Here is a 25,125-nt window from a genome sequence, read left to right as displayed (position 1 = left end):
TTTTTGGGCGGGCGCGGGTGCGCGTGGGCGTGCGGCTTGCAAGGGGAATAATGCGCGCGCTCGGGCGTTACTTCGTTGACCCTTCAATTCGTGCGGCCCCATTGCATCTGACCGTGCGTGCGGTTCAGAATGGATATCCGATGTGGATAACGGGGGCAGTTCCGGCCATGCCGGGGCGAGCAGCGCCGGATCGGCGAGTAACCCTATGGAACGTAAGGGAAAACATCTTGTAATGGGCGCAATCGTCCCCAGTTAAGTTCCCGGTTTTCCTACAATCAACTAGCTTTTGTCCGCGAGTAATACCTTATGGTCCCGCATCTGGTTACGGCGTTGAACGGCCCGCTCCTCGAGCTGGAGCAGCGCATCCTCGACGCGACGCCGGCCATCGAGCGCTGGTTCCGTCTCGAATGGCAGGAACACACGCCGCCGTTTTACGCGTCGGTGGACCTGCGCAACGCGGGCTTCAAGCTCGCGCCGGTCGACACCAACCTCTTTCCCGGCGCCTTCCATTGCCTGCCGATGGAAGTGCTGCCGCTCGCCGTGCAGGCCGCCATGGCCGCCGTCGAGAAAATCTGTCCGGACGCCAAGAATCTGCTCGTGATCCCCGAGCAGCACACGCGCAACGCCTTCTACCTCGAAAACGTCGCGCGGCTGGCGACCATCATGCGTCAGGCGGGCCTGAACGTGCGTTTCGGCACCTTCGACGAGAACATCGCCGGGCCGGTCACGATCTCGCTGGCGGACGGCCAGAAGATCGTGCTCGAACCGCTGGAGCGCTCGCAGCGCCGCCTTGGCCTTAAGAACTTCGATCCGTGCTCGATTCTTCTGAACAACGATCTGTCGGGCGGCATCCCGCCGGTGCTCGAAAATCTGCACGAGCAATACCTGCTGCCGCCGCTGCACGCGGCCTGGGCGGTGCGCCGCAAATCCACGCACTTCTCCTGCTATGACGACGTGGCGAAGAAGTTCGCCAAGATGGTCGGCGTCGATCCGTGGATGATCAATCCGTACTTCGCGCACGTGGAAAACGTCGATTTCGAGGCGCGCACGGGCGAAGAGCAACTGGCCACGTCGATCGACGCGGTGCTCAAGAAGATCGCCAGGAAGTACCGCGAGTACGGCATCACCGAAAAGCCCTACGTGGTCATCAAGTCCGACGCCGGCACCGACGGCCGTGGCGTGATGACCGTGCACGACGCCTCCGAGGTCGCCGCACTCACCAAGCGCGAACGTGCGAAGATGTCGGCCACGAAGGACGGGCTGGAAGTGCGCGACGTCATCGTGCAGGAAGGCGTGTACACGTTCGAGCACATCGGCGACGAAGTGGCCGAGCCGGTGGTCTACATGATCGACCGCTACGTGGTGGGCGGCTTCTATCGCGCGCACGGCAGCCGCGAGCGCGACCAGAACCTGAACGCGCCGGGCATGCATTTCGTGCCGCTGGGCTTCGAGCACACGGCACTGCCCGATACGCGCGCCAAGCCTGGCGCCGCACCGCCGAACCGCTTCTACATGTACGGCGTGGTGGCGCGTCTGGGCCTGCTGGCGGCGTCGGTGGAGCTGGAGAAGACCGACCCCGAGGCGATCCAGGTCTAAGGCCCGATCGCCGCGATAACAACCTCTGCTGCGCCCGCCCCGAGCGGGCGCAGCCGTCATCAAGGCCGGAAAATTTCCGGCAAAACATCCAATTAGCTGCAGGGACGACATGGACATTCTCTTCATCGCCGATCCGCTCGAGCGGTTCAAGATCTACAAGGATTCGACCTACGCGATGATGGCCGAGGCCGCGAAGCGCGGTCACACGCTCTACGCGTGCGAGCCGCAGCACCTCGCCTGGGTGAACGGCCAGGTCGAAGCCGATGTGCGGCGCTTCGAGATCGTCGGCGACACTGCGGACCTGCATCGCGAAACGTGGTTCAAGGACACGCCCGATTCGCGCGCGCTGACCGGTTTCGACGCTGTCATCATGCGCAAGGACCCGCCCTTCGACATGGAGTACGTCACTTCGACGTGGCTGCTGGAGATCGCCGAACGCGCGGGCGCGAAGATCTTCAACAAGCCGCAGGCGATCCGCGATCACTCGGAAAAGCTCGCCATCGGCGAATTTGCCGAATTCGTCGCGCCCACGCTCGTCACCCGCGACGCCGCGCGTCTGCGCAAATTCCACGAAGAGCACCAGGACGTGATTCTCAAGCCGCTCGACGGCATGGGCGGCATGGGCGTGTTCCGCGTGAAGGCCGACGGCATGAACCTCGGCTCGATCATCGAGATGCTCAGTCATGACGGCGCGCGCAGCGTGATGGCGCAGAAGTTCATCCCCGAGATCAAGGCGGGCGACAAGCGCATTCTGCTGATCGGCGGCGAGCCGGTGCCGTATTCGCTCGCGCGCATCCCGCAGGGCAACGAGGTGCGCGGCAATCTGGCCGCGGGAGGTCTGGGCGTGGCGCAGCCGCTCACCGCGCGCGACCTGGAGATCGCCAGGACGCTGGGGCCGAAGCTGGTCGAGCGCGGGCTGCTGCTGGTGGGGCTCGATGCGATCGGCGACTGGCTCACCGAGGTCAACGTGACCAGCCCGACGTGCTTTCGCGAGATCATGGAGCAGACCGGCTTCGACGTGGCGGCGATGTTCATCGACGCGCTGGAGCGCGCGGCGGCCTGAATCTGGGCGCGCCAGCGCAACGTCGCGCCAAAAAACGGCTATAAATCGTTTGAGTAGTGCCTCGAAACGCGGCGGCGGGGCGCTTGATTCCTGCTGCCGCGCCGGCATCTTCTGGTTGTAAATGCGTGGGCGTGTGCTGCGAGGCACAAAACCTGCGCATTGGTAAGCGGAAACTAGAGGAAAACCGCGCGGCACACCGCGAGCAAAACTGCATGGTCGACACGAAAATGACCCTGCTACAATGCCGCGAGCCCGCGACTGGGTTTTGCGCTGCGACAGCATGAACGTTGCGGCACCGCAAAGCCCGGCGCATGTTCCGATCCTGATGGCCCACGGCTGGCCGCAGGTCGGCGCTGTCGGACGCGATCTTCGGAGATCGGCCCAAGGCATCAACCGAAGCCGTTATTTGTAGTCACGCTGACATGGCAGGGATTCTGATCATCGCTCACGCACCGCTCGCTACTGCGCTGCGCGAATGTATTGCCCATATCTACGGCGGTTGCCCGGCGCGCATCGGCGCGCTCGACGTGCTGCCCGACAGCGACCCCGCCGTGGTCGTCGCTCAGGCGAACGCCGAAATCGAGCGCCTGCGCGAGGAAAACGGGGCGCTCGTGCTGACCGACATGTTCGGCGCCACTCCTTCGAATATCGCCGCGCGCCTGGCCACGGTGCCTCAGGTGCGCGTGCTGGCGGGCGTCAATCTGCCGATGCTGGTGCGCGCGGTCTGCTACCGGGCCACGCCGCTCGACACGCTGGTGGAAAAGGCCTTGGCCGGCGCAAGCAAGGGCGTTCAGCCGATCGGCCCGAGCACGCCCCCGCCCAGCAACGATTGCGGCTGCGCGCCGACGCCCTGCGCCGAAGCGGCTTCCGAAGCCGTGGCCAAGGCGGCCGTGAGCGCCGCTGCCGCGAGCAGCGCCGCCCAGGCCGCGACGGGCACGACAGGCACGACAAGCAGCGCCAGTGCGCCGTCGGTGGCGCCGGCGCTGGCGTTCAAGCCTGCCGGCACGGCCTGAGACCGGGTCGGACCTGGACCCGGACCCGGCTTGGGCGCCTGTCAATCTGCAAGCTCCCGGCGCACGCTTACGCGTGTGTCCGAACGCCCAGCGTGCGCGTCTTGCGCGCGCGACGCACAATCCCACAGCATCACTTCTACACACAGCGCCTGGATCGACCTATGCTGCAACAAGAAACGACCATCGTGAACAAACTCGGCCTGCACGCGCGGGCGTCGGCGAAGCTGACGCAACTGGCGGGCAATTACCAGTCGGAAATCTGGATGAGCCGCAATGGCCGCCGGATCAACGCCAAAAGCATCATGGGCGTGATGATGCTGGCGGCGGGCATCGGCAGCACGGTGCTGATCGAAACCGAAGGCCCGGATGAGACCGACGCGATGAGCGCGCTGCTCAAGCTGATCGCCGACAAGTTCGGCGAAGGCCAGTAAGCACGCCATCGGCGTGTCGTGCGCCCGTTCCGATGGGCGACCGCCAGTTTGACCCGACGCCGCGTCTTGACGCGGCGTTTTCGTTGCCGGAACGAGGTGGTCGGATAAAGCATCGCAGCGCCGTGGAATTTATAATGAGAGGCGGGGTCAGAGAGAGCGCATTGCAGCGGTTTGCCGCGGCATCACATAACCAGAGGAGGTGCGCGTGCCGTTCACGCTGCATGGAATTCCCGTATCACGCGGTATCGCCATCGGGCGGGCGTATCTGATCGCGCCGGCCGCGCTCGACGTCGACCACTATCTGGTGGAACTCGCGCAGATCGACGACGAAATCGAGCGCTTTCGGGCCGCGCTCAAGCTCGTCGAGCAGGAGCTCGACACGCTGCGCGCCGACCTCGCCGCCGACGCGCCCAGCGAAATGGGCGCGTTCATCAGCGTTCACCTCATGATCCTGAACGACGTGATGCTCGTGCAGGAGACCATCGACCTCATCCGCACGCGCCGCTTCAACGTGGAGTGGGCGCTCACCGAACAGCTCGAACGCCTCTCAAAGCACTTCGACGATGTCGAGGACGAATACCTGCGCGAGCGCAAGGCCGATATCGAGCAGGTCGTCGAGCGCGTGCTCAAGGCGCTCGCGGGCGCGTCGCCGCCCGCGCTGCACGGCAGTTGCGACGAAATGATCGTGGTGGCGCACGACATCGCGCCCGCCGACATGCTGCAGTTCAAGGGGCAAACGTTCCAGGGCTTCGTCACCGATCTGGGCGGGCGCACCTCGCACACGGCGATCGTCGCGCGCAGCCTGGGCATTCCGGCCGCCGTGGGCGTGCAGCAGGCGAGCGCGCTGATCCGCCAGGACGATCTCATCATCGTGGACGGCGATCATGGCGTGGTGATCGTCGATCCCGCGCCCATCGTGCTGGAGGAGTACACCTACCGGCAAAGCGAGATGGCGCTCGAGCGGCGTAAGCTCCAGCGCCTGAAGTTCTCGCCCACGCAGACGCTGTGCGGCGCGAAGATCCAGCTTTACGCGAACATCGAACTGCCCGAGGACGCGCAGGCCGCGCTCGATTCGGGCGCGACGGGTGTGGGCCTGTTCCGCACCGAGTTCCTGTTCATGAACCACAAGCACCACTTGCCGGAAGAGGACGAGCAGTTCGAGGCTTACAGGCGCGCGGCGCAACTGATGAACGGCCTGCCCGTGACGATCCGCACGATCGACGTGGGCGCGGACAAGCCGCTCGATTCGATGGGCGGCGGCGACGGTTACGAGACCGCGGCGAACCCGGCGCTGGGCCTGCGTGCGATCCGCTGGAGCCTGTCCGAGCCGCAGATGTTCCTCACGCAGCTGCGCGCGATCCTGCGCGCCTCGGCGCTGGGCACGATCAAGATCCTGATTCCGATGCTCGCGCACGCGCAGCAGATCGACCAGACGCTCGATCTGATCCGCGAGGCGAAGCGCCAGCTCGACGATGCGGGTCTCGCCTACGACCCGAACGTGCAGGTGGGCGCGATGATCGAGATCCCGGCGGCGGCGCTGGCCTTGCCGATGTTCCTGCGGCGGCTGGACTTCCTCTCGATCGGCACCAACGACCTGATCCAGTACACGCTCGCGATCGACCGCGCCGACAACGCCGTGGCCGATCTCTACGATCCGCTGCATCCGGCCGTGCTCCAGCTCATCTCGCACACGCTGCGCGAGGCGAAGCGCGCGGGCGTGCCGGTGTCGGTGTGCGGCGAGATGGCGGGCGATCCGCAGCTTACGCGCCTGCTGCTGGGCATGGGGCTCACCGAGTTCTCGATGCATCCGAGCCAGTTGCTGGTGGTGAAGCAGGAGATCCTGCGCTCGCAGCTCAAGGCGCTGGAGAAGCCCGTGGCCGATGTGCTTGCGGCCTACGAGCCTGAGGAACTGGAAGCCGCGCTGGGGCGTCTGGTGCTGGCCTGAGCCAGCGCCCCATAGACGCATCGCGATGTAAAAAAGCCCCGGCGTGCCGGGGCTTTTTTATGCGTGGCGCTCGCCGCAGACGGGACAGTCGGGCTGGCGCGCGATGCGCATCGTGCTCCACTCCATGCGCAGCGAGTCGAGCATCATGAGCCGCCCGACCAGCGGCGTGCCGATGCCGCCGACCACACGCAGCGCCTCGGCCGCCTGCATCGCGCCGATGATGCCGACCGTCGGCGCGAACACGCCCATGGTCGAACACGCGACTTCCTCGAACGGTTGATCCTCGGGGAACACGCAGGCGTAGCAGGGCGAGGCCGGGTCGCGGAAATCGAAGGTGCTGATCTGGCCGTCGAAGCGCAGCGCCGCGCCCGACACGAGCGGTACGCCGTGCTTCACGCAGGCGCGGTTGATGGCGTGGCGGGTGGCGAAATTATCGGTGCAGTCGAGCACGACGCTCGCGCGCGGCACCTGCTCGTCGAGCCAGGCGTCGTCGATGCGCGCCTGCACGGCGTTCACCTTGACCTCGGGATTCAGGCGCGCGATGGCGTCGCGGCCCGACTCGACCTTCGCGCGGCCGATCGATGCCGTCTCGTGCATGATCTGCCGCTGCAGATTGGTGAGATCGACGGTGTCGTTATCGACGAGCGTGAGCGTGCCCACGCCCGAAGCCGCCAGATACATGGCCGCCGGCGAGCCCAGGCCGCCCGCGCCGATCACGAGCGCGTGCGCGTCGAGAAAGCGCTGCTGCGCCTCGATGCCGATCTCGTCGACGAGGATATGGCGGGAATAGCGGAGGAGTTGGTCGTCGTTCATCGCGTTGCGCACGGTGCTGGCGCTGCGATTGGGCCGGGAGGCCGTGACGCGCGCCGAAAGTACAGACTGCTCATTGTACCGGCGCTTGAGGGTTCGTCCTTGCGGCCCCTGGCGCGCGATGCGCAACGGGCCGCAAGGACGGGTACTACCCAGGCTTGCTTACTTCGCCGGAGCCGAGGCCGGAGCCGGCGTGGATGCGCCCGGCACGGCCGAGGCCGAAGGCTTCACGGCGATCGGCGCCGAAGCGGACGTAGGCGGCTTCGCTTGCGCGAGGCGGCGCTCCATCGGCGACTTCGATTCGGTCACCGGCTTGCCCTGGAGCTTGTTGAGCGCCTGCTGGAGCATGAAGTCGTCGTTCGAGCCGAACTCGACCGGCTTGCGGTCGCGATCCTTCTGGCGCTGTTCCGGCGTCTTCTTGTCGTTCTGCTCTTCGAGCTGACGCAGCATGTCCATGCGCTCCTGCTCGCGCAGATCCTGTTCCTTCTTCTCGTCCGGATCCTGCGTGTTCGCAAGGTGGTTCGAGTAGTCGACTTCGCGCGTGACGAGTGCGTCGTCCGGATCGCCATCGGCGTATTGATCGACCGCGACGTCAGGACGGATGCCCTTGTTCTGGATCGAGCGGCCGCTCGGCGTGTAGTAGTACGCCGTGGTCAGACGCAGTGCCGTGTCGGCCGTCATCGGACGCACCGTCTGCACCGAGCCCTTGCCGAACGTCGTCTTGCCGATGATGAGCGCACGCTTCTGGTCCTGCAGCGCGCCCGCCACGATTTCCGATGCCGACGCCGAATAAGCGTTGGTCAGCACGATCATCGGCACGGTCTTGAACTCGGCCGCTTCGCCCTTGAGCGGGTCGCCGTCGAACGAAGGCAGGCGGTAGTTCTCGTAGTTGTCGCGATAGACCTGCTTGGAGTCCGGGATCTGGCCGTTGGTCGAAACCACGACCGAATCCGCCGGCAGGAACGCGCCCGCGACGCCGACCGCGCTTTGCAGCAGACCGCCGCCGTTGTTGCGCAGGTCGAGGATGAGGCCCTTGAGGTTCGGCTCCTGACGCGCGATGTCCTGCAGCTTGGCCGCGAGGTCAGGCGTGGTGCGTTCCTGGAAGCTCGTGATGCGGATGTACGCGTAGCCCGGCGCCAGGATCTTCGACTTCACGCTCTGCACCTTGATGATGGCGCGCGTGATCGTGAGCGGGAAGGTGCGGTCGTCGGTCTTGCGGAAGATCGTCAGCGTGACCTTCGTGCCCGGGTCGCCGCGCATCTGCTTGACCGCCTGGTCGAGCGTCATGCCGCGCACGGGCTTGTCGTTGATGCGCGTGATGAGGTCGCCCGGACGGATGCCGGCGCGGAACGCGGGCGTGTCTTCGATAGGCGAGATCACCTTGATCAGGCCGTCTTCCGAGGAAATCTCGATGCCGAGGCCCGCGAAGCGGCCCTTGGTCTGTTCCTGGAGTTCCTGATAGTCGGTCTTGTCGAGATACGACGAGTGCGGGTCGAGGCTCGACACCATGCCCTTGATGGCGGCGGTGAGCAGCTTCTTGTCGTCGACCGGCGTGACGTACTCATGCTTGATCTGGCCGAACACTTCGGCGAAGAGCCGGAGCTGGTCGAGCGGCAGCGGCTCGATCACGGTTTGCTGGGTCTGCTGCGCCGAGGCGGAAATCTGCAGGGTGGCAAAGACGCCGGTCGCGAGGCCAGCAGCGATCAGGCCGATATTTTTAAGGTTCTTTCGCATAGAGATTGTTGCGTGCGGTCGAAAGGCGCGTGGCAGCGTCTAATGGAAAAGCGACGGACAAGTATAACTGCACACTCGGCCGCCCTGTGTATAAGGCGCGATGCAGGGGCGAACGTTGCGGGTTCGACAGTCGGAACGCCATCCAGTTCGCAAGGCGCGTGCCGCAAAGCCTTGCCGGGCGCGGGACTGGCGGGAGCGTGACGTGAAGCTGGCAGGTCTGCCAGATCGGGGCGCACAGAGGCGTGGAATCCGGATTCGAAGCGGGAGCGTGCGGGAAGGCGCAAGACGAACCCGCCGGCCCACGCGAATGCGAGGGCCGGCGGAGGGATGCGCGTCAGGAAAAGAAGGGCTTAGGCCTTCTTGCCCTGGTTCGCCACCGCGGCCTGAGCCTTGGCGATGGCGTCGGCGTCGCCCAGGTAGTAGTGCGTGATGGGCTTGAGGTTCTCGTCCAGTTCATAGACGAGCGGCACGCCGTTCGGAATGTTCAGGCCGACGATGTCGGTGTCCGAAATACCGTCGAGGTATTTCACCAGCGCGCGGATCGAGTTGCCGTGCGCGGCGATCACGATCTTCTTGCCTGCCTTGATGGCCGGGGCGATCGACTCGTTCCACAGCGGCAGCACGCGCGCGACGGTGTCCTTCAGGCATTCCGTGAGCGGCAGCTCTTCGCGCGGCACCTTGGCGTAACGCGGGTCGTTGTAGGCCGTGCGATCGTCCGTCGGCTCCAGTGCGGGCGGCGGCGTGTCGTAGCTGCGGCGCCAGACCAGCACCTGTTCGTCGCCGTATCTGGCGGCGGTTTCCGCCTTGTTCAGGCCCGAAAGCGCGCCGTAGTGGCGCTCGTTCAGACGCCACGAGTGGACGACCGGCAGGTACATCTGGTCCATCTGGTCCTGGACGTGCCAGAGCGTGCGGATCGCGCGCTTGAGCACCGAGGTGTAGGCGATGTCGAACGCGTAGCCGGACTCCTTGAGCAACTGGCCGGCCTGCTGGGCTTCGCGGTTGCCCTGTTCGGTCAGGTCGACGTCCACCCAGCCGGTGAAGCGGTTTTCCTTGTTCCAGGTCGATTCGCCGTGGCGGATAAGTACGAGTTTGTACATGTGGATGACGGTCGGTAGTGAGGGAAGCGGTAATCGGGGACGGGGAACGTCGGTGATACGGCTACTGGGCGTTCGCTGCCCGGTCCAGCAGGCTGCGCGCCCGGGCAAGGGGGCGTCAACCCTGCGACAAACGGTTATTTTATAATGAGCGGATTGTCTGAACTGGATTTCCCTCGATTTCTCTTTTTCCCGGCGGTTCATCCGTGACGTTCTTTACCAATTACATCAACCTTGTACTCATCGCGATCGTCCTCATCTCTGGAGGGTTGCTGCTGTGGCCGACGCTCAAACGCGGCGGCCGGGGCGGTGTTTCCGCCGCCGAGGCGACGCAGATGATCAATCGCCGCAACGCGGTGGTGATCGACGTGCGTTCGGCCGACGAATTCGCCAAGGGCCATCTGCCCGCTGCCCGCCACCTGCCGTTCGGCGAGTTGCAGGGCAAGGTCGCCCAGTTCGTCAAGAACAAGAGCAACCCGGTGTTGCTGGTCTGCCAGACGGGCCAGCAGTCGCACAAGGCCGCGAGCCTCGTGAAGGAAGCCGGTTTTTCCGAAGTCCACGTGCTGGACGGCGGCGTGAACGCCTGGCAGCAGGCCGGTATGCCGGTCGTGAAACAAGGAGGTTCGAAGTGAGCAAGGTTGTCATGTACAGCACCCAGGTGTGCCCGTATTGCCAGATGGCCGAGCGTCTTTTAAAGTCGCGCGGCGTCGAAAACATCGAAAAAGTGCTGATCGACCGGGATCCGGCGCGGCGCGAGGAAATGATGACGCGCACCGGCCGTCGCACGGTGCCGCAGGTTTTCATCGGCGAGACGCACGTGGGCGGTTACGATGACCTCTCCGCGCTCGATCGCGCCGGCGGCCTGATGCCGCTGCTCGAAGCGGCCGCTTGAGTTTTGCGCACGGCAGGGCGCTCGCGCGCGCTGCCCGGCGTGACGCCGCGTCGCGGCTGGCGCCGTGTTTTTTTCGCCCGTGCGGGCCAGTCAGGCGCGCGCGGGCTTGCTGTCGTTTGTTGCTGTCATTGCTGCTCATTGCGGCTGCGCAGCGGAGTTTCGACTTTGTCCGATTTCCGGCAGGGCGAAGCGCCGCGATACTGCGCAACTGCAACTTCATTTAATCAGGAAGCCAAACACCATGTCTGACGAGAATAACCAGCCGTTCTTCAACATCCAGCGCATCTACCTCAAGGACCTTTCGCTGGAGCAGCCGAACTCGCCGGCCATCTTCCTCGAACAGGACATGCCTTCCGTGGAAGTGGAAGTCGACGTCAAGGCCGAGCGCCTCGCGGAGTCGGTGTTCGAAATCCTCGTGACCGGCACGGTCACCGCGAAGGTCAAGGACAAGGTCGCTTTCCTGATCGAAGCCAAACAAGCGGGTATTTTCGACATCCGCAACATCCCGGCTGAACAGGTCGATCCGCTCGTCGGCATCGCCTGCCCGACGATCCTGTTCCCGTACCTGCGCTCGAACATCGCCGACGCGATCACGCGCGCCGGTTTCCCGCCGATCCACCTGGCCGAAATCAACTTCCAGGCGCTCTACGAGCAACGCCTGCAGCAGCTCGCGCAGCAACAAGGCGCAAGCAACGCCACGCATTGATCGACCGCTGAACCTCACAACCGGTGCGGAGTACTGGAATGAAAGTCGCCGTTCTCGGCGCCGGAGCGTGGGGCACCGCGCTGGCAGGGCATCTCGCCCAGGCGCATGACACGCTGTTATGGGCGCGCGATGGCGCGCTCATCGATACATTGCGCCAGACGCACGAGAACGCCCGCTATCTCGCGGGCGTCTCGCTGCCCCATACCCTCAAGTACGAAACCGATCTGGCCGCTGCGCTCGACCATGCTTCGGGCGACGCGGATCTCGTCGTGCTCGGCACGCCCGTCGCGGGCCTGCGCGGCATGTTGCGCACGATGCGCGACATGGGCCGCGTGCCCGCGCACTTCGTCTGGCTCTGCAAGGGCTTCGAGGCCGATTCGCAACTCATGCCGCATCAGGTGGTGGCGACCGAACTGCCCGGCCACGCGAGCAACGGCGTGCTGTCCGGCCCGAGCTTCGCGCGCGAAGTGAGCGAAGGCCTGCCCGTCGCGCTGACGATCGCGAGCGCCTCGGCCGACTGCCGCGAGCGCACGCTCGCCGCGTTCCATCATCGCGCGATGCGCATCTACACCGGCGACGACGTCGTGGGCGTGGAAGTGGGCGGTGCGGTCAAGAACGTGCTGGCGATCGCCACGGGTATCTCGGACGGCCTGGGTCTCGGCCTGAACGCGCGCGCCGCGCTCATCACGCGCGGGCTGGCGGAAATGACGCGGCTGGGCGTGACGCTCGGCGGACGCGCGGAAACCTTTACCGGTCTCACGGGCCTGGGCGACCTGATTCTCACCGCGACGGGCGATCTCTCGCGCAACCGCACCGTGGGCAAGCAGCTCGCGAGCGGGCGTACGCTCGACGATATCCTCGGCGCGCTTGGCCATGTGGCCGAAGGCGTGCGCTGCGCGCGCGCCGTGGCGGCGATCGCGCGCGCGCATCAGATCGACATGCCGATCACCGAGGCGGTATGCGCCGTGCTGTTCGATGGCGTGGCGCCGCGCGACGCGGTGAGCGCGCTGCTCAGGCGCGACGCGAAGGCGGAGTAGGGCGCGCTTCGGCTTTCGCCGCCGCTGCGCCCGGCAACAGCGCGTGACAACGCGTGACAGCGCAGGAGGCCCATCATGCTCACCGTCGGAAATTGCCGCATCGAAGCCGAAGTCGTCGACATCACGACTTTGGATGTGGATGCGATCGTGAACGCCGCCAATACGTCGCTGCTAGGCGGCGGTGGCGTGGATGGCGCGATTCATCGCGCCGCCGGCCCGGACCTGCTGCGCGAATGCCGCACGCTCAACGGCTGCCCGACCGGCGACGCCAAAATCACCGCCGGCTACGAACTCCCCGCAAAACACGTGATCCACACCGTCGGCCCCGTCTGGAACGGCGGCGCGCGCGACGAGGCGTTTCTGCTCGCCTCGTGCTACCGGCGCTCGCTGGCGGTGGCGCGCGAAGCGGGCGTGACGAGCATCGCGTTTCCCGCGATCAGTTGCGGCGTGTATCGCTTTCCGCCCGATGAGGCCGTGACGATTGCGCTCGCAACCGTTGTCGATGCGTTGCCCGCTTACCTCGCGCTCGAACGGGTGATCTTCGCCTGCTTCGACGATGCGATGCTCGCGCGTTACCAGGGCGAACTCGCCGCGTTTTGACGTGCTTTGAGGCGTCCGCGCGCCCTTATCGCTTATTCTCCGCCTTCGAACCCCGCCTGCCGCCACGCCTCGAACACCACCACCGCGACCGTGTTGGACAGATTCAGGCTGCGGTTGCCAGGCCGCATCGGCAGGCGCACGCGCTGTTCGGCCGCGAAACGATCGAGCACCGCGTCGGGCAGCCCGCGTGTCTCCGCGCCGAATACGAACCAGTCGCCGGGCAGGAACGCGTGATCGTGAAAACGGCCCGAACCGCGCGTGGTGAACGCGAACATGCGCGCCGGGTCAGGCGTTTCCTTCGCGAGGAACGCGTCCCAGTCGGGATGCACATTCATCTGCGCGTATTCGTGATAGTCGAGGCCGGCGCGGCGCAGCTTGGTGTCGTCGAGCGGAAAGCCGAGCGGCTCGATCAGATGCAGCCGTGCGCCCGTGTTGGCGCACAGGCGGATGACATTGCCGGTGTTCGGAGGAATCTCCGGTTCGACGAGAACGACGTTGAACATGACGATAAAAACCGTGAAGAGAACTGGATAACGAAAGAAGGACCGTCAGTCCTTCGGTGTGCGCAAGGCGACGAAATTCGTCACGCGACGCGCGCCCGCGGCCTTGAGCTTCTGCGCGAGCGCGTCGAGCGTCGCACCCGAAGTCATGACGTCGTCGACCACGCCGATGTGCAGGCCGCGCAGCGTGGGACCGCCATCCTTGAGCGCAAACGCGCGGCCCACATTGCGGCGGCGCGTGTCGCGATCGAGCCGCGCCTGCGCCGCCGTGTGCAGCGTGCGGCGCACGAGCGTGGCATCGGCGCGCGTGCCGAGCGCGCGGGCGAGCGGCTTCGCGATCTGCCACGCCTGGTTGTAGCCGCGCTCGACCAGGCGCTCGCGCGAGAGCGGCACCGGCACGATCAGCGTGGGCGCGTCGGCCGGATCGAGCAGGTCGTCGGCGGCGTGCGCCAGGCGCATCGCGAATTCTTCGCCTAGCCCAAGCCGCGCACGATACTTCAGTCCGCGTGCGAGCGCGTCGAGCGGCGCGCGGTAGTCCGCGAGCGCGATCGTCGCGTCGAAGGCGGGCGGTGCTTTCACGCAGGCGTCACATGGGTAGCGGCCCGCTCCATGCCCGCCACGCGTGCCGCGAGCGCTTGCGAGCGGCAGCGCGCAGACCGCGCAGCGCAGCCGCGCCTCGTTCCAGTACGCCGCATCGCAGGCCGCGCAGAGCAGCGAATTCATCCCCAGGCGCCGCCCGGAAAGCGCGCCGGATAGGCCTGCTCCTGCATTGCGCACCCCGCGCGAGCGTCGCGGCAAATTGCCGCATAATGGGCAGGCACTGGGTAGCAGATTCGGCAGCAGATCCGACAGCACTAACTGAACGAGCCGTGGCCAACGCGCCCGCCCGTCCTGCTTATCCCGATACGCGCGCATCGCCATGTGCTGGCAGGCGCGTCGCGGGACAGGCGACGGGGTGGACGTCGCTGAAGACGTCGAGGAATCCGACAGATCGGGCGGCAGCGGCATCGTAGGACGGCCCTGAACGGGCCCTAAGCGCGCGAGTGAACTGAAAGGATGGGAGTGAGCGAGTATACTTCGCAGACTTCGCCAATACGACCGACATGTCCCCGTCTCACCCCAGACCCGGCCGTCCGGCCTATGATCCGCGCTATCTGCAGCGGATTTTCGACCGCCGCGCGGCCACTTTCGACGACGTCGCGTTCCTGCCGCGTGAAATTGCTGAGCGCATGCGCGAGCGCCTCGAATACATCAAGGTAAGCCCTTCGTGCGTGCTCGACCTGGGCTGCGGCCCCGGTGCCGATCTCCCGGCGCTGCGCGAGCGCTTCCCCGAAGCGCCCGTGTTCGGCGCCGACCTCTCCTTCGCCATGCTCGAACGCGCCCGCGCACACGACTTGGGTGACACGAGCTGGCGACGCTTCCTTCCTGCCTCGATCGGACGCGCGCTCGGCTCGCGCGGGCCGCGCTTCGCACAGGCCGATTTCGCCGCGCTGCCGTTCGCGCATGGCGCGTTCGAGCTGCTGTGGTCGAACCTCGCCTTGCACTGGCATCCGCGTCCGGACCTCGTCTTCGGCGAATGGCAGCGTGTGCTCAAGGTGAATGGCCTGCTGATGTTCAGCACGCTCGGGCCGGACACGCTCAAGGAACTGCGCGGCGCGTACGCCGAAGTCGAGGCCGCGCACGGTGAGCCCATGCAGCCGCATGTAATCGATTTCGTCGATATGCACGACCTCGGCGACATGCTGGTGGAGAACGGCTTTGAGATTCCCGTGATGGATCAGGAAACGCTCACCGTCACCTACAAGACGCCGGAAAAGCTGCTCGCCGATGTGCGCCGCTGGGGCGCGTATCCGTTCGCGCGGGCTTTCGGCGCGAGCGATGAGGCCGCCCAGCCTGGCGCGTCGCGACGCCTTTACCGCGCGCTGCTGGCCGCGCTCGAGGCACGGCGACTGAGCGACGGACCGAACGCCGGCACGATCCCGCTCACCTTCGAGATCATCTACGGACATGCGTGGAAAGCCGTGCCGCGCACGACCGCCGAAGGCCACGGCATCGTGCGGATCGAAGATATCGGCCGAGGTTCGGCAAGGAATCGTTGACGTAATAAGGGGGCTTTCGTTATGCCTGAAATTAGCGCCTGAAAAGCCCTCGAAAATTTGTTGAAAAATCGCTGGAAGGCCCGTCCGTATTGGGTTTTCGGCCGATTGCACCTTGCTTGTGGGTGCCTGGGATCGCGCCTATAATGCGTCGGTCTGCAGGTGGTGGGGCGGGATGCTGATCCGCGCAACACCGTGGCGACTCCGGATGTCCCGCAGTTGTGCAAGGCGCAAAGCGGCGATAGTCTGAGGATGTTGCAGTGGGGGAAACGAGCGATGCAGACGTCTGATCTGCTGGCGAGTCCGGAGCCGGTCCTCAAGGACTGGACGATGAAGCGCAATTGTTCGGTTTCGCCCAGGCAATTCGTGTTGTTCTATTTGTCGCTGGCGCTGGTCTCCATCGCGATCGCCGTTCTGCTGTTGATCCACGGCGCCTGGTTGGTTTTGCCGTTCACTGGTATCGATCTGTTGGTCGTTGGGGGCGCCTTCGCCATCTATGCGCGCCATGCTGTCGATTACGAACGTATCAGGCTTTATCCGAACCGGCTGGTGATCGAGCAGATGAGCGCCGACGCGCTCACGCAGTTCGAATTCAATCCCCGCTGGGTCCGGGTCGAGCCGGGCGCCACCCCACGCGACCCGGTGCGTCTCGTGTCCCGCGGCCAGGCGGTCGCGGTCGGTTTGCATTTGCCGCAGTATCGGCGTGCGCAGTTCGCGCGGGAACTGCGCTCGTGGCTTGCGCGCGCGATTTGAATGGATGCGTGCCGTGAGCGAATCACGGTGCGGCGTGTGCGCCCCCCAGGGCGTGACCTGGTTGCAAAACCTTCCTGCGGGGTCGAGGGTTTGAATGGAAATTATGGGTAAGGAAGCTATGAAAACAATCAAGCGAGCCCTACAGGGCGTGCTGGCGTGCAGCGGACTTCTCGTCGCCGGCGCGGCACTCGCAGTCGGAGACAGTCCGGGCGGCCCAGCGGTCAACGAGATCAATCTCCAGCCGCCCGTCACGCGCATCGCAGAAGAGCTTTACGACCTCCATACGATGATGCTGATCCTATGCACGGTGATTTTCATCGGCGTATTCGGCGTCATGTTCTATTCGATTTTTGCGCATCGCAAATCGAAGGGCCATCAGGCTTCGCATTTCCACGAAAGCACGACCGTCGAAATCATCTGGACGATCGTGCCGTTCATCATCGTCGTGCTGATGGCGCTGCCGGCCACCAAGGCCGTCGTCGCAATGAAGGACACGTCCAACGCCGATCTCACCGTGAAGGTGACGGGCTATCAGTGGAAGTGGGGCTACGACTACGTGAAGGGGCCGGGCGAGGGCATCAGCTTTCTTTCGACGCTCACCACGCCGCGCGGCGAAGTGAACGGCCTCGCGCCGATCACGGATACGTATCTGCAGGAAGTCGATAACCCGCTGGTCGTGCCGGTCAACAAGAAGATCCGCGTGATCACGACGGCCAACGACGTGGTGCACTCGTGGTACGTGCCCGCGTTCGGCGTGAAGCAGGACGCGATTCCGGGCTTCGTGCGCGACACGTGGTTCAAGGCCGAGAAAGTGGGCACCTATCGCGGCTTCTGTACCGAACTCTGCGGCAAGGAGCACGCGTACATGCCGGTCGTGGTCGAAGTGCTCTCCGACGACGACTACGCGAAGTGGGTGAGCACGCAGAAGGCGAAGATGGCCGCGGCCAACGACGACCCGAACAAGACCTACACCCTGGCCGAGCTTAAAGAGCGCGGCGAGAAGGTCTACGCGTCGAATTGCGCGGTGTGCCACCAGCCGACCGGCAAGGGCGCGGGCGCATTCCCGGCGCTCGACGGCAGCAAGGTCGCCAACGGCCCGATCGCCGAGCACGTGAGCATCGTGCTCAAGGGCAAGAACGCGATGCCGTCATGGGCGCCCACGCTCAACGATGTCGAAATCGCTTCGGTCATCACCTTCGAGCGCAACGCTTGGGGCAACCATACGGGCGACATCCTGCAGCCGCGTCAGGTGGCCGACGCGCGCAACGGCAAGATGCCCGAAGGCGGCGGCACGACGGCTGCGGCGGGCGCGGATCAAGCCGCCTCCGGCGGTGCCGCGAGCGCACCTGCGGCTGCGGCAAGCGGCGCCGATCAGGCCTCGGGCGCGGCTCAAACGACGGCGTCGTTGCCGGCCAGCGTCTACTTTGAAGTGGGCAAGAGCACGCTGCCCGCCGACGCGAAGGACGCGATCCAGGCCGCCGCCGACTACGCGAAGGCACACCCCGACGCGAAGTTCACGCTGTCGGGCTACACCGACGCGAGCGGCAAGGCCGACGCCAACGCGGAACTGGCGAAGCACCGCGCGCAAGCCGTGCGCGACGCCCTCAAGGCCGCGGGCATCGCCGAAGATCACATCATCCTGAAGAAGCCGGAAACCGTCACCGGCGGCGCGGACGCGAAGGAAGCGCGCCGCGTGGAAATCGGCCCGGCTGCATAAAACCGCATCCTTTTGGGCCCACGCGGGCCACAAGCAGTCCATAACGAATTCGATAACAAGAAACTCGCAGTACGCTGTAAAAAAGCGGGCACGAGCAGCGGCGACGCAGAGCTTGCCAACACTGCAGTAAGAGACGCAAAGCAATTTGCTTCAGCAACTAAATTGCATGGGGCTAGAGTCAGGCGCTTAGGCGCCAACTCCGGCCGACAGGAGAAAGAGTCATGTCTAGCATCGGACACGATGTAGCTGGGGGGCACGGTCACGTGCATGGCGACCACGCCCACGCGACGCCGCACGGCTGGCGCCGCTGGCTGATGGCCACCAACCACAAGGACATCGGGACGCTGTACCTGCTGTTCTCGTTCGTGATGTTCCTGTCGGGCGGTGTGATGGCGCTAGCCATTCGCGCCGAGCTGTTCGAGCCGGGCCTGCAGATCATGCGCCCCGAGTTCTTCAACCAGCTCACCACGATGCACGGCCTGATCATGGTGTTCGGCGCGATCATGCCGGCCTTCGTGGGCTTCGCGAACTGGATGGTGCCGCTGCAGATCGGCGCATCGGACATGGCCTTCGCGCGCATGAACAACTTCAGCTTCTGGCTGCTGCCCGCCGCCGCCTGTCTGCTGGTCGGCTCGTTCTTCGCGCCGGGCGGCGCGACCGCCGCGGGCTGGACGCTCTACGCGCCGCTTTCCACGCAGATGGGTCCGGGCATGGACTTCGCGATCTTCGCGGTCCACATCATGGGCGCCTCGTCGATCATGGGCGGCATCAACATCGTCGTCACGATCCTGAACATGCGCGCACCGGGCATGACGCTCATGAAGATGCCGATGTTCGCGTGGACGTGGCTCATCACCGCCTATCTGCTGATCGCCGTGATGCCGGTTCTGGCGGGCGCGATCACGATGCTGCTGTTCGACCGTCACTTCGGCACGAGTTTCTTCAACGCGGCAGGCGGCGGCGACCCGGTCATGTACCAGCATATCTTCTGGTTCTTCGGCCACCCCGAGGTCTACATCATGATCTTGCCGGCGTTCGGGATCGTGTCGCAGGTGATTCCGGCGTTCTCGCGCAAGCCGCTGTTCGGCTATAGCTCGATGGTGTACGCCACGGCGTCGATCGCGATTCTCTCGTTCATGGTCTGGGCGCACCACATGTTCGCCACGGGCATGCCGGTCACGGGTCAGCTGTTCTTCATGTACGCGACGATGCTGATCGCGGTCCCGACGGGCGTGAAGGTGTTCAACTGGGTCGCCACGATGTGGCGCGGCTCGCTCAGCTTCGAGACGCCGATGCTGTGGGCCGTGGGCTTTCTGATCGTGTTCACGTTCGGCGGTCTGTCGGGTCTGATGCTCGCGATGGCGCCGCTCGACATCCAGTATCACGGGACTTACTTCGTGGTGGCGCACTTCCATTACGTGCTGGTGGCGGGGTCGTTATTCGCGCTGTTCTCCGGATGGTACTACTGGTCGCCGAAATGGACCGGCTGGATGTACAACGAGATGCGCGGCAAGATCCACTTCTGGTGCTCGCTGGTGTTCTTCAACGTCGCGTTCCTGCCGATGCACTTCGTGGGCCTCGCCGGGATGCCGCGCCGCTATGCCGACTATCCGGCCCAGTTCACCGACTGGAACCAGGTCATCACGATCGGCGCATTCGGGTTCGGGCTTTCTCAGGTGTACTTCCTGTTCTTCGTCGCGCTGCCTGCGTATCGCGGCGGCGGCGAGCTGGAAAAGGCCGGCGACAAGCCCTGGGATGGCGCGACCGGCCTCGAATGGACCGTGCCGAGCCCGGCGCCGTTCCACACCTTCGAAAATCCGCCGACGGTCGAATAAGACCCGCTCGACCTACGGTGTCCGGTCAATCGCTTGATGGACCGGACACGAACCGAAGCCACGCTGTTCACGCATGGAGCGATTCACGATGCAGGGAATCACGCAAATTGCGCCGGACAAGGAAGCCACGGCCAACCGCGCCGCTAACCGTACTGCAAGCATGACCCGCAACTCCCAGAAACGTCGCACGCCCGAGCAGATCCGTGCGGGCAATCTGCGGCTCGGTTTGATTTTGCTGGCGGTCGCCGCCGTGTTCTTTCTGGGCGCCGTCGTGAAGCAGGTGTATTTCGCCGGACCCTGACGCGCGGGCGTCGGGCAGGCACACTGTTCGAGGAAGTCCGATGTCGACGCAGCACGCACGTAGCGACCGCGCTTTCAACCGCTCGATGCTCATCAAGCTCGTGGTGGTGGCGCTCTTGATGTTCGGTTTCGGCTGGGCGCTGGTGCCGATGTATCGCGCGATCTGCGAAGTCACGGGCGTCAACAATCTCGTGCAGCGCGACACCACCGCACGCGAGGCGCGCAACACGCAGGTGGACATGACGCGCACCGTGTCGGTGGAGTTCGACGCGAACGCGCGCGGGCTGCTGGGTTTCAAGCCGGAGCAGAACAGTCTCGACGTGCATCCCGGCGAAGTCATGACCGTGATGTACGACATTTCGAACAACGAAGGACGCACCATCGACGCGCAGGCGATCCCGAGCTACGCACCGAAGCAGGCGACCGAGTACTTCCGCAAGATCGAGTGTTTCTGCTTCACGCAGCAGACCTTGCAGGCGAACGAGACGAAGCGCATGCCGGTGGTGTTCGTGATCGATCCGAAGCTGCCGAAGGACGTGAAGACGATTACCTTGTCGTACACCTTTTTCGAGCTGAACAAGCCGGCCGTGCCGCAGGCGCCGAAGCAGGCGGCCGGGGCGTGAGGCGCAACCCATGAACGACGAAAGATGAACGACGACAGCGGCGCAGGATCGGCGAAGGCGAAGAAAAGCAGCGTGCTGCAGCTGGTGAAGGCGGTGGCGTGGTCGTTTCTCGGCGTGCGCAAGCGCGCCGACCTCGAATCCGATGCCGCGCAGCTGAATCCGGTGGCGCTGATCGCGGCGGGGATCATCGGCGCGATTCTGTTCATCGTCGTGCTGCTGCTGATCGTGCATGCGGTAGTGAGGAAGTGAGCCGCCAACAATGAATAACGTAGAGACACCGGCTAGGTCCGGGAGCAACTGGAAACTGGAGAAACACGCATGAGCGGTCAAAACGATAGCCCGTACTACTTCGTACCGCACCCGTCGCGGCATCCGATCAGCGCGGCCATTGGCCTGCTGGTCATGCTGTCGTCGCTCGCGTCGTGGATCAACGGCGACTCGTGGGCGCCGATCGGCGTGGCGGCGGGTCTCTTGTGGGTGCTCTTCACGCTCTGGCACTGGTTCGGCGACGCGATCTCCGAATCCGAAGGCGGCATGTACGGCAAACGCGTGGACGTGTCGTATCGCTGGAGCATGAGCTGGTTCATCTTCTCCGAGGTGATGTTCTTCGGCGCGTTCTTCGGCGCATTGTTCTACGCGCGCCAGATCGCGCTGCATCAGCTCGGCAGCCTCGACTACAAGCTGATCTGGCCGGACTTTTCGGCGGTATGGCCCAACAACGGCCCGGCGGCGCTGGTTTCGCACTTCCGCTCGATGACGCCGTGGCCGGTGCCGACCATCAACACGGCGCTGCTGCTCTCGTCGGGCGCGACGCTCACGGTCTCGCACCATGCGCTGCGCGACAACCATCGCAAGAAGGCCATCGCATGGCTCGCGGGCACGCTGGTGCTGGGCTTCTGCTTCCTCTGCCTGCAAGCCTTCGAATACATTCACGCGTACAACGAACTGAATCTGACGCTCGCTTCGGGCATCTACGGTTCGACGTTCTTCCTGCTGACGGGCTTCCACGGCTTTCACGTGTTCCTCGGCGGCACGATGCTCGCGGTCGTGATGATCCGGCTGATTCGCGGACACTTCACGCCCGAGCATCACTTCGCGTTCGAAGGCGCGGCGTGGTACTGGCACTTCGTGGACGTGGTGTGGCTCGGTCTCTACGTGGTGGTGTACTGGCTGTAACGCGTGCGGCGCGCGCGTCTCGCGCGTCTTTTGTGCGCGGCGCGCCTGAAAACACGAAGGCGCCGCTCCGACATGGTCGGCGCGGCGCCTTGGTTTTTGCGGGTCCGGCGCGTGCGCCGAAGTTCGAAGCGGTAGCCTGGGATGGGGCGTCGATCAGCGGCCGAGCGGAATGCCCGTCGGCTGAATCCAGCCCATCCAGTGCGCGAACAGAATGAAGAGAAAGAGCGAGATGGAGAAGCCCACGCGCGTGGCAAGCGACCAGACCATTCGCTTGGTGCGGCCCCGGTCGTGCATCATGAAATAGAGCGCCGAGATCATGCTTGCGATGATCAACGCAAATGCAACGGGAACGAGTATGTGCATGAAGTTCACTGGATCGCGCATGTCTGAAAACGCCTGTCTCATTATCGCACCGCGCTACTCCACGCGGGGTTCGATCAGCCGTATGTGCCGCATCGGTCGTGCCCGATGAAGATACGCCTGGTTCCCGCGTTGCTGATCCTGATCGTGATGGCCGTGACGATACGGCTGGGTTTCTGGCAGCGCGATCGCGCCCACCAGAAGGAAGCGCTGCAGGCGCAAATTACGCAGTACGAAAACGCCAGTCCGCAAACCGTGGGTGCCGCGCGAGTCGCGCTCAAGGACATCGAGTTTCATCGCGTGCGCGCGAAAGGCACGTTTTTGCCTGCGCGCGTGGTGTATCTCGACAATCGTCCCTATAACGACCAGCCAGGCTTTTATGTGGTGATGCCGCTTAAACTGGACGATGGCGGGTACGTGCTGGTCAATCGCGGCTGGTTGCCGCGCAGCTTCGAGGAGCGCGAGCGGATCGCGCCCTATGCGACGCCGGCAGGATCGGTGGAAGTGGAGGGCATCGCGCGCGCGGATGCTTTGCGCGCTTTCGAGCTGGGTGCCGGCGGCTCTGCAGCGCACCAGAAGATACGGCAGAATCTCGGCGTCGCTTCCTACGCAGCGGAAACCGGCCTGCCGCTGCAGCCCTTCGTGATCCAGCAGACGGGGTTTGTTTCCACCTCGGCGCCGGCCTTCAAGGACGGTCTCGTGCGCGACTGGCCCGCGCCCGCCACGGACGTCGAGCGCAACATCGGCTACATGTTCCAGTGGTGGGGCATGGCCGCCGCGGCGCTGGGATTCGGTCTTTACGCGGCCCGTCGGGCTGCGACAAAAGAGCGCATGCAAGCCGGGCAGGAGCCGGGGCCGGTTCACAGCGCAAAGGACGCCTGACGATCGGATCGACGTCGGTGCATCGGCGCAAAATGGCACGCGTCGGCACATATCGGCACGGATGAGCGCGCTGCGAAACCGCGGCGCAGGGTCAACAGGAAGCGACAGAAACGAGGTTCACGCAGTGTCGACGCAATCTCCCCATAGTACGCATACCGCGCAGGTCTCCCGCAACGCGGCGCAACCCGGCGGCGCACCATCCGCACCCGCCGCACAACCCAAGGGTTCGTGGCGGCGCGGCCGCTGGATGCTATTCCTGATCGCGCTGATCTGCGGCGCGCCCATCGCCATTTCGTATTTCACGTACTACGTGATCAAGCCGAAGGGCGGCAGCACGAGCTACGGCACGCTGATCGAGCCGCAGCGCACGATTCCATCCTCGCTGATGGTGACCGGCGACGACGGCCGCGAAGTGCCGCTCGCCTCGCTGCGCGGACGCTGGCTCATGATCTCGGTCGATGGCGGCGCATGCGACGAAGCCTGTGTGCACAAGCTCTACTTCATGCGCCAGGTGCGCGCGACGCAGGGCGCGGAGCGCGAGCGTGTCGTGACCCTGTGGCTGCGCAGCGACGACGCCAATGTGCCCGCTGTGGTGCGCAGCGCCTATCCGGACACCCGCATGTTGCGCGCCGACGGCGCGGCCGTGGCCGCGTGGCTGCCCGCCACCGATACGACGAAAGACACCGACCACATCTATCTGGTCGATCCCAACGGCAACCTGATGATGCGTTTTCCCGACCATCCGGATCCGTCAAAGATCAAACAAGACGTGACTAAGCTCCTCAAGTGGTCCAGCATCGGCTAAGGTGCGCAGCGCGAGTTCTGACAGAAAAGAGTAAGAGAGATGTTTATCCTGGAGCTGGGCCTGATTGGCCTGTGCATCGCGTTGCTGCCGCTTTCGTGGGTGTGGGTCAAAGCCGACGACAACAAATTCCGTAAGCTCGTGTGGCTCACGACCTTCATGACGCTCGACCTGGTGATGTTCGGCGGCTTTACGCGTCTGACCGATTCGGGCCTCGGTTGCCCGGACTGGCCGGGCTGCTACGGCACGTCGTCGCCGTTCATCGCGCACGCGCAGATCGCCGCGGCGCATCTGGCTTTGCCGAGCGGCCCCGTGAGCATGTCGAAGGCGTGGATCGAGATGATTCACCGCTACTTCGCGATGGCGATCGGTGTCCTCATCATTGCGCAGATGGCCATTGCCTGGCGCGCGCGCATCAAGCGCCTGCCGCTGCATGTGTCGCCGTGGTGGCCCACGGCGCTGCTCGGCCTGATTCTCGTGCAGGGCATCTTCGGCGCGTGGACCGTGACGATGAAGCTGCAGCCGGTGATCGTCACGACGCACCTGCTGCTGGGCCTCACGCTGCTCGGCACGCTGGCATGGCTTGCCGCGCGCATGACGCCGCTGCCCGCGTATGAACCCGACGCGGCGCGCTGGCGCCTGGCCGCGGCTGCGGCGCTCGTGCTGCTGATCGTCCAGATCGCGCTGGGCGGCTGGGTGAGCACCAACTACGCCGTGCTTGCCTGTACCGACTTCCCGACCTGCAACGGCGCATGGATTCCGCCGATGGATTTCCATCACGGCTTTCACCTCTGGCGCGCGCTCGGCATGGACGGCAACGGCGATGTGATTACCCAGGATGCGCTCGTCGCGATTCATTGGACGCACCGCACGTTTGCCTTCGCCGTGATCGCTTATCTGGTATGGTTCGGCCTCAAAATGCGGCGCTATGCCTCGTTGCGCCGCCCCGCGAACTGGGTTCTGATCGTGATCGCAATCCAGTTTCTGACAGGACTTTCCAATATCGTCCTGCAATGGCCGCTGCCTGTCGCGGTGGCCCACAACGGTGGCGCGGCGATCCTGTTGCTTTTGCTCGTCGTGCTAAACTTTCGAATTGCTTGTAGCCGCCCCGGCCGCGCTGTTCTCCCTGCGCGCGACACCGCTGCGGTGTGATCCCGCCC

The 25,125-nt window shown here is 64.8% G+C and carries 27 protein-coding genes; 21 read left to right on the top strand and 6 right to left on the bottom strand.

Going from position 1 to position 25,125, the window contains the following annotated elements:
* Window positions 1-306: 306 nt before the first annotated feature.
* The 5 genes from gshA (at window position 307) to ptsP (ending at window position 6,048) form a co-directional block, all read left to right on the top strand.
* Complete coding sequence (gshA, locus tag B0G62_RS03420) at window positions 307-1,596, top strand: glutamate--cysteine ligase (RefSeq protein WP_103702489.1); 1,290 nt, start codon at window positions 307-309, stop codon at window positions 1,594-1,596.
* A 109-nt stretch (window positions 1,597-1,705) separates the two neighbouring features.
* Window positions 1,706-2,659, top strand: a complete 954-nt coding sequence (gene gshB / locus B0G62_RS03415; protein ID WP_103702487.1) for a glutathione synthase — start codon at window positions 1,706-1,708, stop codon at window positions 2,657-2,659.
* A gap of 422 nt (window positions 2,660-3,081) precedes the next feature.
* The gene (locus tag B0G62_RS03410; RefSeq protein WP_244193088.1) at window positions 3,082-3,672 is read left to right on the top strand and encodes a PTS sugar transporter subunit IIA; all 591 of its coding nucleotides are present in this window, start codon (window positions 3,082-3,084) and stop codon (window positions 3,670-3,672) included.
* A 161-nt stretch (window positions 3,673-3,833) separates the two neighbouring features.
* A complete protein-coding gene (locus tag B0G62_RS03405; protein WP_027815733.1) occupies window positions 3,834-4,103 on the top strand; it encodes an HPr family phosphocarrier protein in 270 nt (89 codons plus the stop codon).
* Window positions 4,104-4,308: 205 nt separating this feature from the next.
* Window positions 4,309-6,048, top strand: a complete 1,740-nt coding sequence (gene ptsP / locus B0G62_RS03400; protein WP_103702943.1) for a phosphoenolpyruvate--protein phosphotransferase — start codon at window positions 4,309-4,311, stop codon at window positions 6,046-6,048.
* 57 nt (window positions 6,049-6,105) lie between these two features.
* On the opposite strand, the gene B0G62_RS03395 is transcribed toward ptsP, so the two are convergent.
* From B0G62_RS03395 to gpmA, 3 genes are all read right to left on the bottom strand, one after another.
* Window positions 6,106-6,861 (bottom strand): HesA/MoeB/ThiF family protein, encoded by a 756-nt coding sequence (locus B0G62_RS03395; RefSeq protein WP_103702941.1) that lies wholly within the window; start codon window positions 6,859-6,861, stop codon window positions 6,106-6,108.
* 159 nt (window positions 6,862-7,020) lie between these two features.
* Window positions 7,021-8,592 (bottom strand): S41 family peptidase, encoded by a 1,572-nt coding sequence (locus tag B0G62_RS03390; RefSeq protein ID WP_103702485.1) that lies wholly within the window; start codon window positions 8,590-8,592, stop codon window positions 7,021-7,023.
* A 350-nt stretch (window positions 8,593-8,942) separates the two neighbouring features.
* Window positions 8,943-9,689, bottom strand: coding sequence for a 2,3-diphosphoglycerate-dependent phosphoglycerate mutase (gene gpmA, locus B0G62_RS03385; RefSeq protein ID WP_103702483.1), 747 nt, complete (start codon window positions 9,687-9,689; stop codon window positions 8,943-8,945).
* A 203-nt stretch (window positions 9,690-9,892) separates the two neighbouring features.
* On the opposite strand from gpmA, the gene B0G62_RS03380 reads away from it, so the two are divergent.
* From B0G62_RS03380 to B0G62_RS03360, 5 genes are all read left to right on the top strand, one after another.
* Window positions 9,893-10,318: a rhodanese-like domain-containing protein gene (locus B0G62_RS03380; protein WP_103702481.1), complete on the top strand. Its 426-nt coding sequence runs from the start codon at window positions 9,893-9,895 to the stop codon at window positions 10,316-10,318.
* Window positions 10,315-10,578 (top strand): glutaredoxin 3, encoded by a 264-nt coding sequence (gene grxC / locus B0G62_RS03375; RefSeq protein WP_103702479.1) that lies wholly within the window; start codon window positions 10,315-10,317, stop codon window positions 10,576-10,578. The genes B0G62_RS03380 and grxC overlap by 4 nt, the downstream gene beginning before the upstream one ends.
* A 241-nt stretch (window positions 10,579-10,819) precedes the next feature.
* The gene (gene secB / locus B0G62_RS03370) at window positions 10,820-11,284 is read left to right on the top strand and encodes a protein-export chaperone SecB (protein ID WP_103702477.1); all 465 of its coding nucleotides are present in this window, start codon (window positions 10,820-10,822) and stop codon (window positions 11,282-11,284) included.
* Between the two features lie 38 nt (window positions 11,285-11,322).
* Entirely contained in the window at window positions 11,323-12,321 is a 999-nt protein-coding gene (locus tag B0G62_RS03365; protein ID WP_103702475.1) for an NAD(P)H-dependent glycerol-3-phosphate dehydrogenase, read from the top strand.
* A gap of 75 nt (window positions 12,322-12,396) precedes the next feature.
* Window positions 12,397-12,921 carry an O-acetyl-ADP-ribose deacetylase gene (locus B0G62_RS03360; RefSeq protein ID WP_103702473.1) on the top strand — a complete coding sequence of 175 codons (525 nt, stop codon included), beginning with the start codon at window positions 12,397-12,399 and terminating at the stop codon, window positions 12,919-12,921.
* Window positions 12,922-12,953: 32 nt separating this feature from the next.
* Here B0G62_RS03360 and trmL read toward each other — a convergent pair whose 3' ends face one another.
* Both trmL and B0G62_RS03350 read right to left on the bottom strand, forming a co-directional pair.
* A complete protein-coding gene (trmL, locus tag B0G62_RS03355; RefSeq protein ID WP_103702471.1) occupies window positions 12,954-13,424 on the bottom strand; it encodes a tRNA (uridine(34)/cytosine(34)/5-carboxymethylaminomethyluridine(34)-2'-O)-methyltransferase TrmL in 471 nt (156 codons plus the stop codon).
* A 45-nt stretch (window positions 13,425-13,469) separates the two neighbouring features.
* Window positions 13,470-14,336 (bottom strand): ComF family protein, encoded by an 867-nt coding sequence (locus B0G62_RS03350; protein ID WP_407671099.1) that lies wholly within the window; start codon window positions 14,334-14,336, stop codon window positions 13,470-13,472.
* 188 nt (window positions 14,337-14,524) lie between these two features.
* Between B0G62_RS03350 and B0G62_RS03345 the strand changes: the two genes are divergently transcribed.
* The 8 genes from B0G62_RS03345 (at window position 14,525) to B0G62_RS03310 (ending at window position 21,921) form a co-directional block, all read left to right on the top strand.
* The gene (locus tag B0G62_RS03345; protein WP_103702467.1) at window positions 14,525-15,520 is read left to right on the top strand and encodes a methyltransferase domain-containing protein; all 996 of its coding nucleotides are present in this window, start codon (window positions 14,525-14,527) and stop codon (window positions 15,518-15,520) included.
* A gap of 273 nt (window positions 15,521-15,793) precedes the next feature.
* Window positions 15,794-16,270: a DUF2244 domain-containing protein gene (locus B0G62_RS03340; RefSeq protein ID WP_103702465.1), complete on the top strand. Its 477-nt coding sequence runs from the start codon at window positions 15,794-15,796 to the stop codon at window positions 16,268-16,270.
* A 94-nt stretch (window positions 16,271-16,364) separates the two neighbouring features.
* Window positions 16,365-17,987: a cytochrome c oxidase subunit II gene (gene coxB, locus B0G62_RS03335; protein ID WP_103702463.1), complete on the top strand. Its 1,623-nt coding sequence runs from the start codon at window positions 16,365-16,367 to the stop codon at window positions 17,985-17,987.
* Window positions 17,988-18,208: 221 nt separating this feature from the next.
* On the top strand, window positions 18,209-19,822 hold the full coding sequence (gene ctaD / locus B0G62_RS03330; RefSeq protein ID WP_103702461.1) for a cytochrome c oxidase subunit I: 1,614 nt from the start codon (window positions 18,209-18,211) through the stop codon (window positions 19,820-19,822).
* Between the two features lie 160 nt (window positions 19,823-19,982).
* A complete protein-coding gene (locus B0G62_RS03325) occupies window positions 19,983-20,123 on the top strand; it encodes a cytochrome oxidase small assembly protein (protein ID WP_103702939.1) in 141 nt (46 codons plus the stop codon).
* 40 nt (window positions 20,124-20,163) lie between these two features.
* Complete coding sequence (locus B0G62_RS03320; RefSeq protein ID WP_103702459.1) at window positions 20,164-20,745, top strand: cytochrome c oxidase assembly protein; 582 nt, start codon at window positions 20,164-20,166, stop codon at window positions 20,743-20,745.
* 24 nt (window positions 20,746-20,769) lie between these two features.
* Window positions 20,770-20,994, top strand: coding sequence for a DUF2970 domain-containing protein (locus B0G62_RS03315; protein WP_103702457.1), 225 nt, complete (start codon window positions 20,770-20,772; stop codon window positions 20,992-20,994).
* A gap of 69 nt (window positions 20,995-21,063) precedes the next feature.
* Window positions 21,064-21,921, top strand: coding sequence for a cytochrome c oxidase subunit 3 (locus B0G62_RS03310; RefSeq protein ID WP_103702455.1), 858 nt, complete (start codon window positions 21,064-21,066; stop codon window positions 21,919-21,921).
* A 153-nt stretch (window positions 21,922-22,074) separates the two neighbouring features.
* Here B0G62_RS03310 and B0G62_RS03305 read toward each other — a convergent pair whose 3' ends face one another.
* Complete coding sequence (locus B0G62_RS03305) at window positions 22,075-22,284, bottom strand: twin transmembrane helix small protein (protein ID WP_103702937.1); 210 nt, start codon at window positions 22,282-22,284, stop codon at window positions 22,075-22,077.
* Between the two features lie 105 nt (window positions 22,285-22,389).
* Between B0G62_RS03305 and B0G62_RS03300 the strand changes: the two genes are divergently transcribed.
* The 3 genes from B0G62_RS03300 (at window position 22,390) to B0G62_RS03290 (ending at window position 25,117) form a co-directional block, all read left to right on the top strand.
* Window positions 22,390-23,163: an SURF1 family protein gene (locus B0G62_RS03300; protein ID WP_103702453.1), complete on the top strand. Its 774-nt coding sequence runs from the start codon at window positions 22,390-22,392 to the stop codon at window positions 23,161-23,163.
* 124 nt (window positions 23,164-23,287) lie between these two features.
* Window positions 23,288-23,968, top strand: coding sequence for an SCO family protein (locus B0G62_RS03295; RefSeq protein ID WP_244193086.1), 681 nt, complete (start codon window positions 23,288-23,290; stop codon window positions 23,966-23,968).
* A 39-nt stretch (window positions 23,969-24,007) separates the two neighbouring features.
* Complete coding sequence (locus tag B0G62_RS03290) at window positions 24,008-25,117, top strand: COX15/CtaA family protein (protein ID WP_103702451.1); 1,110 nt, start codon at window positions 24,008-24,010, stop codon at window positions 25,115-25,117.
* Window positions 25,118-25,125: the final 8 nt, after the last annotated feature.

Origin of the sequence: Paraburkholderia eburnea (assembly GCF_002917095.1) — a bacterium.
Lineage (GTDB): Bacteria > Pseudomonadota > Gammaproteobacteria > Burkholderiales > Burkholderiaceae > Paraburkholderia > Paraburkholderia eburnea.
This window is presented reverse-complemented; position numbering and strand designations above follow the sequence as displayed.

Coding starts and splice junctions, on each gene's coding strand:
- gshA (WP_103702489.1), top strand. CDS start 307: ATGGTCCCGCATCTGGTTACGGCGTTGAACGGCCCGCTCCTCGAGCTG.
- gshB (WP_103702487.1), top strand. CDS start 1,706: ATGGACATTCTCTTCATCGCCGATCCGCTCGAGCGGTTCAAGATCTAC.
- B0G62_RS03410 (WP_244193088.1), top strand. CDS start 3,082: ATGGCAGGGATTCTGATCATCGCTCACGCACCGCTCGCTACTGCGCTG.
- B0G62_RS03405 (WP_027815733.1), top strand. CDS start 3,834: ATGCTGCAACAAGAAACGACCATCGTGAACAAACTCGGCCTGCACGCG.
- B0G62_RS03395 (WP_103702941.1), bottom strand. CDS start 6,861: ATGAACGACGACCAACTCCTCCGCTATTCCCGCCATATCCTCGTCGAC.
- B0G62_RS03390 (WP_103702485.1), bottom strand. CDS start 8,592: ATGCGAAAGAACCTTAAAAATATCGGCCTGATCGCTGCTGGCCTCGCG.
- gpmA (WP_103702483.1), bottom strand. CDS start 9,689: ATGTACAAACTCGTACTTATCCGCCACGGCGAATCGACCTGGAACAAG.
- secB (WP_103702477.1), top strand. CDS start 10,820: ATGTCTGACGAGAATAACCAGCCGTTCTTCAACATCCAGCGCATCTAC.
- B0G62_RS03365 (WP_103702475.1), top strand. CDS start 11,323: ATGAAAGTCGCCGTTCTCGGCGCCGGAGCGTGGGGCACCGCGCTGGCA.
- B0G62_RS03360 (WP_103702473.1), top strand. CDS start 12,397: ATGCTCACCGTCGGAAATTGCCGCATCGAAGCCGAAGTCGTCGACATC.
- trmL (WP_103702471.1), bottom strand. CDS start 13,424: ATGTTCAACGTCGTTCTCGTCGAACCGGAGATTCCTCCGAACACCGGC.
- B0G62_RS03350 (WP_407671099.1), bottom strand. CDS start 14,336: ATGCGCGCGTATCGGGATAAGCAGGACGGGCGGGCGCGTTGGCCACGG.
- B0G62_RS03345 (WP_103702467.1), top strand. CDS start 14,525: ATGTCCCCGTCTCACCCCAGACCCGGCCGTCCGGCCTATGATCCGCGC.
- B0G62_RS03340 (WP_103702465.1), top strand. CDS start 15,794: ATGCAGACGTCTGATCTGCTGGCGAGTCCGGAGCCGGTCCTCAAGGAC.
- coxB (WP_103702463.1), top strand. CDS start 16,365: ATGGAAATTATGGGTAAGGAAGCTATGAAAACAATCAAGCGAGCCCTA.
- ctaD (WP_103702461.1), top strand. CDS start 18,209: ATGTCTAGCATCGGACACGATGTAGCTGGGGGGCACGGTCACGTGCAT.
- B0G62_RS03325 (WP_103702939.1), top strand. CDS start 19,983: ATGACCCGCAACTCCCAGAAACGTCGCACGCCCGAGCAGATCCGTGCG.
- B0G62_RS03320 (WP_103702459.1), top strand. CDS start 20,164: ATGTCGACGCAGCACGCACGTAGCGACCGCGCTTTCAACCGCTCGATG.
- B0G62_RS03315 (WP_103702457.1), top strand. CDS start 20,770: ATGAACGACGACAGCGGCGCAGGATCGGCGAAGGCGAAGAAAAGCAGC.
- B0G62_RS03310 (WP_103702455.1), top strand. CDS start 21,064: ATGAGCGGTCAAAACGATAGCCCGTACTACTTCGTACCGCACCCGTCG.
- B0G62_RS03305 (WP_103702937.1), bottom strand. CDS start 22,284: ATGCACATACTCGTTCCCGTTGCATTTGCGTTGATCATCGCAAGCATG.
- B0G62_RS03300 (WP_103702453.1), top strand. CDS start 22,390: ATGAAGATACGCCTGGTTCCCGCGTTGCTGATCCTGATCGTGATGGCC.
- B0G62_RS03290 (WP_103702451.1), top strand. CDS start 24,008: ATGTTTATCCTGGAGCTGGGCCTGATTGGCCTGTGCATCGCGTTGCTG.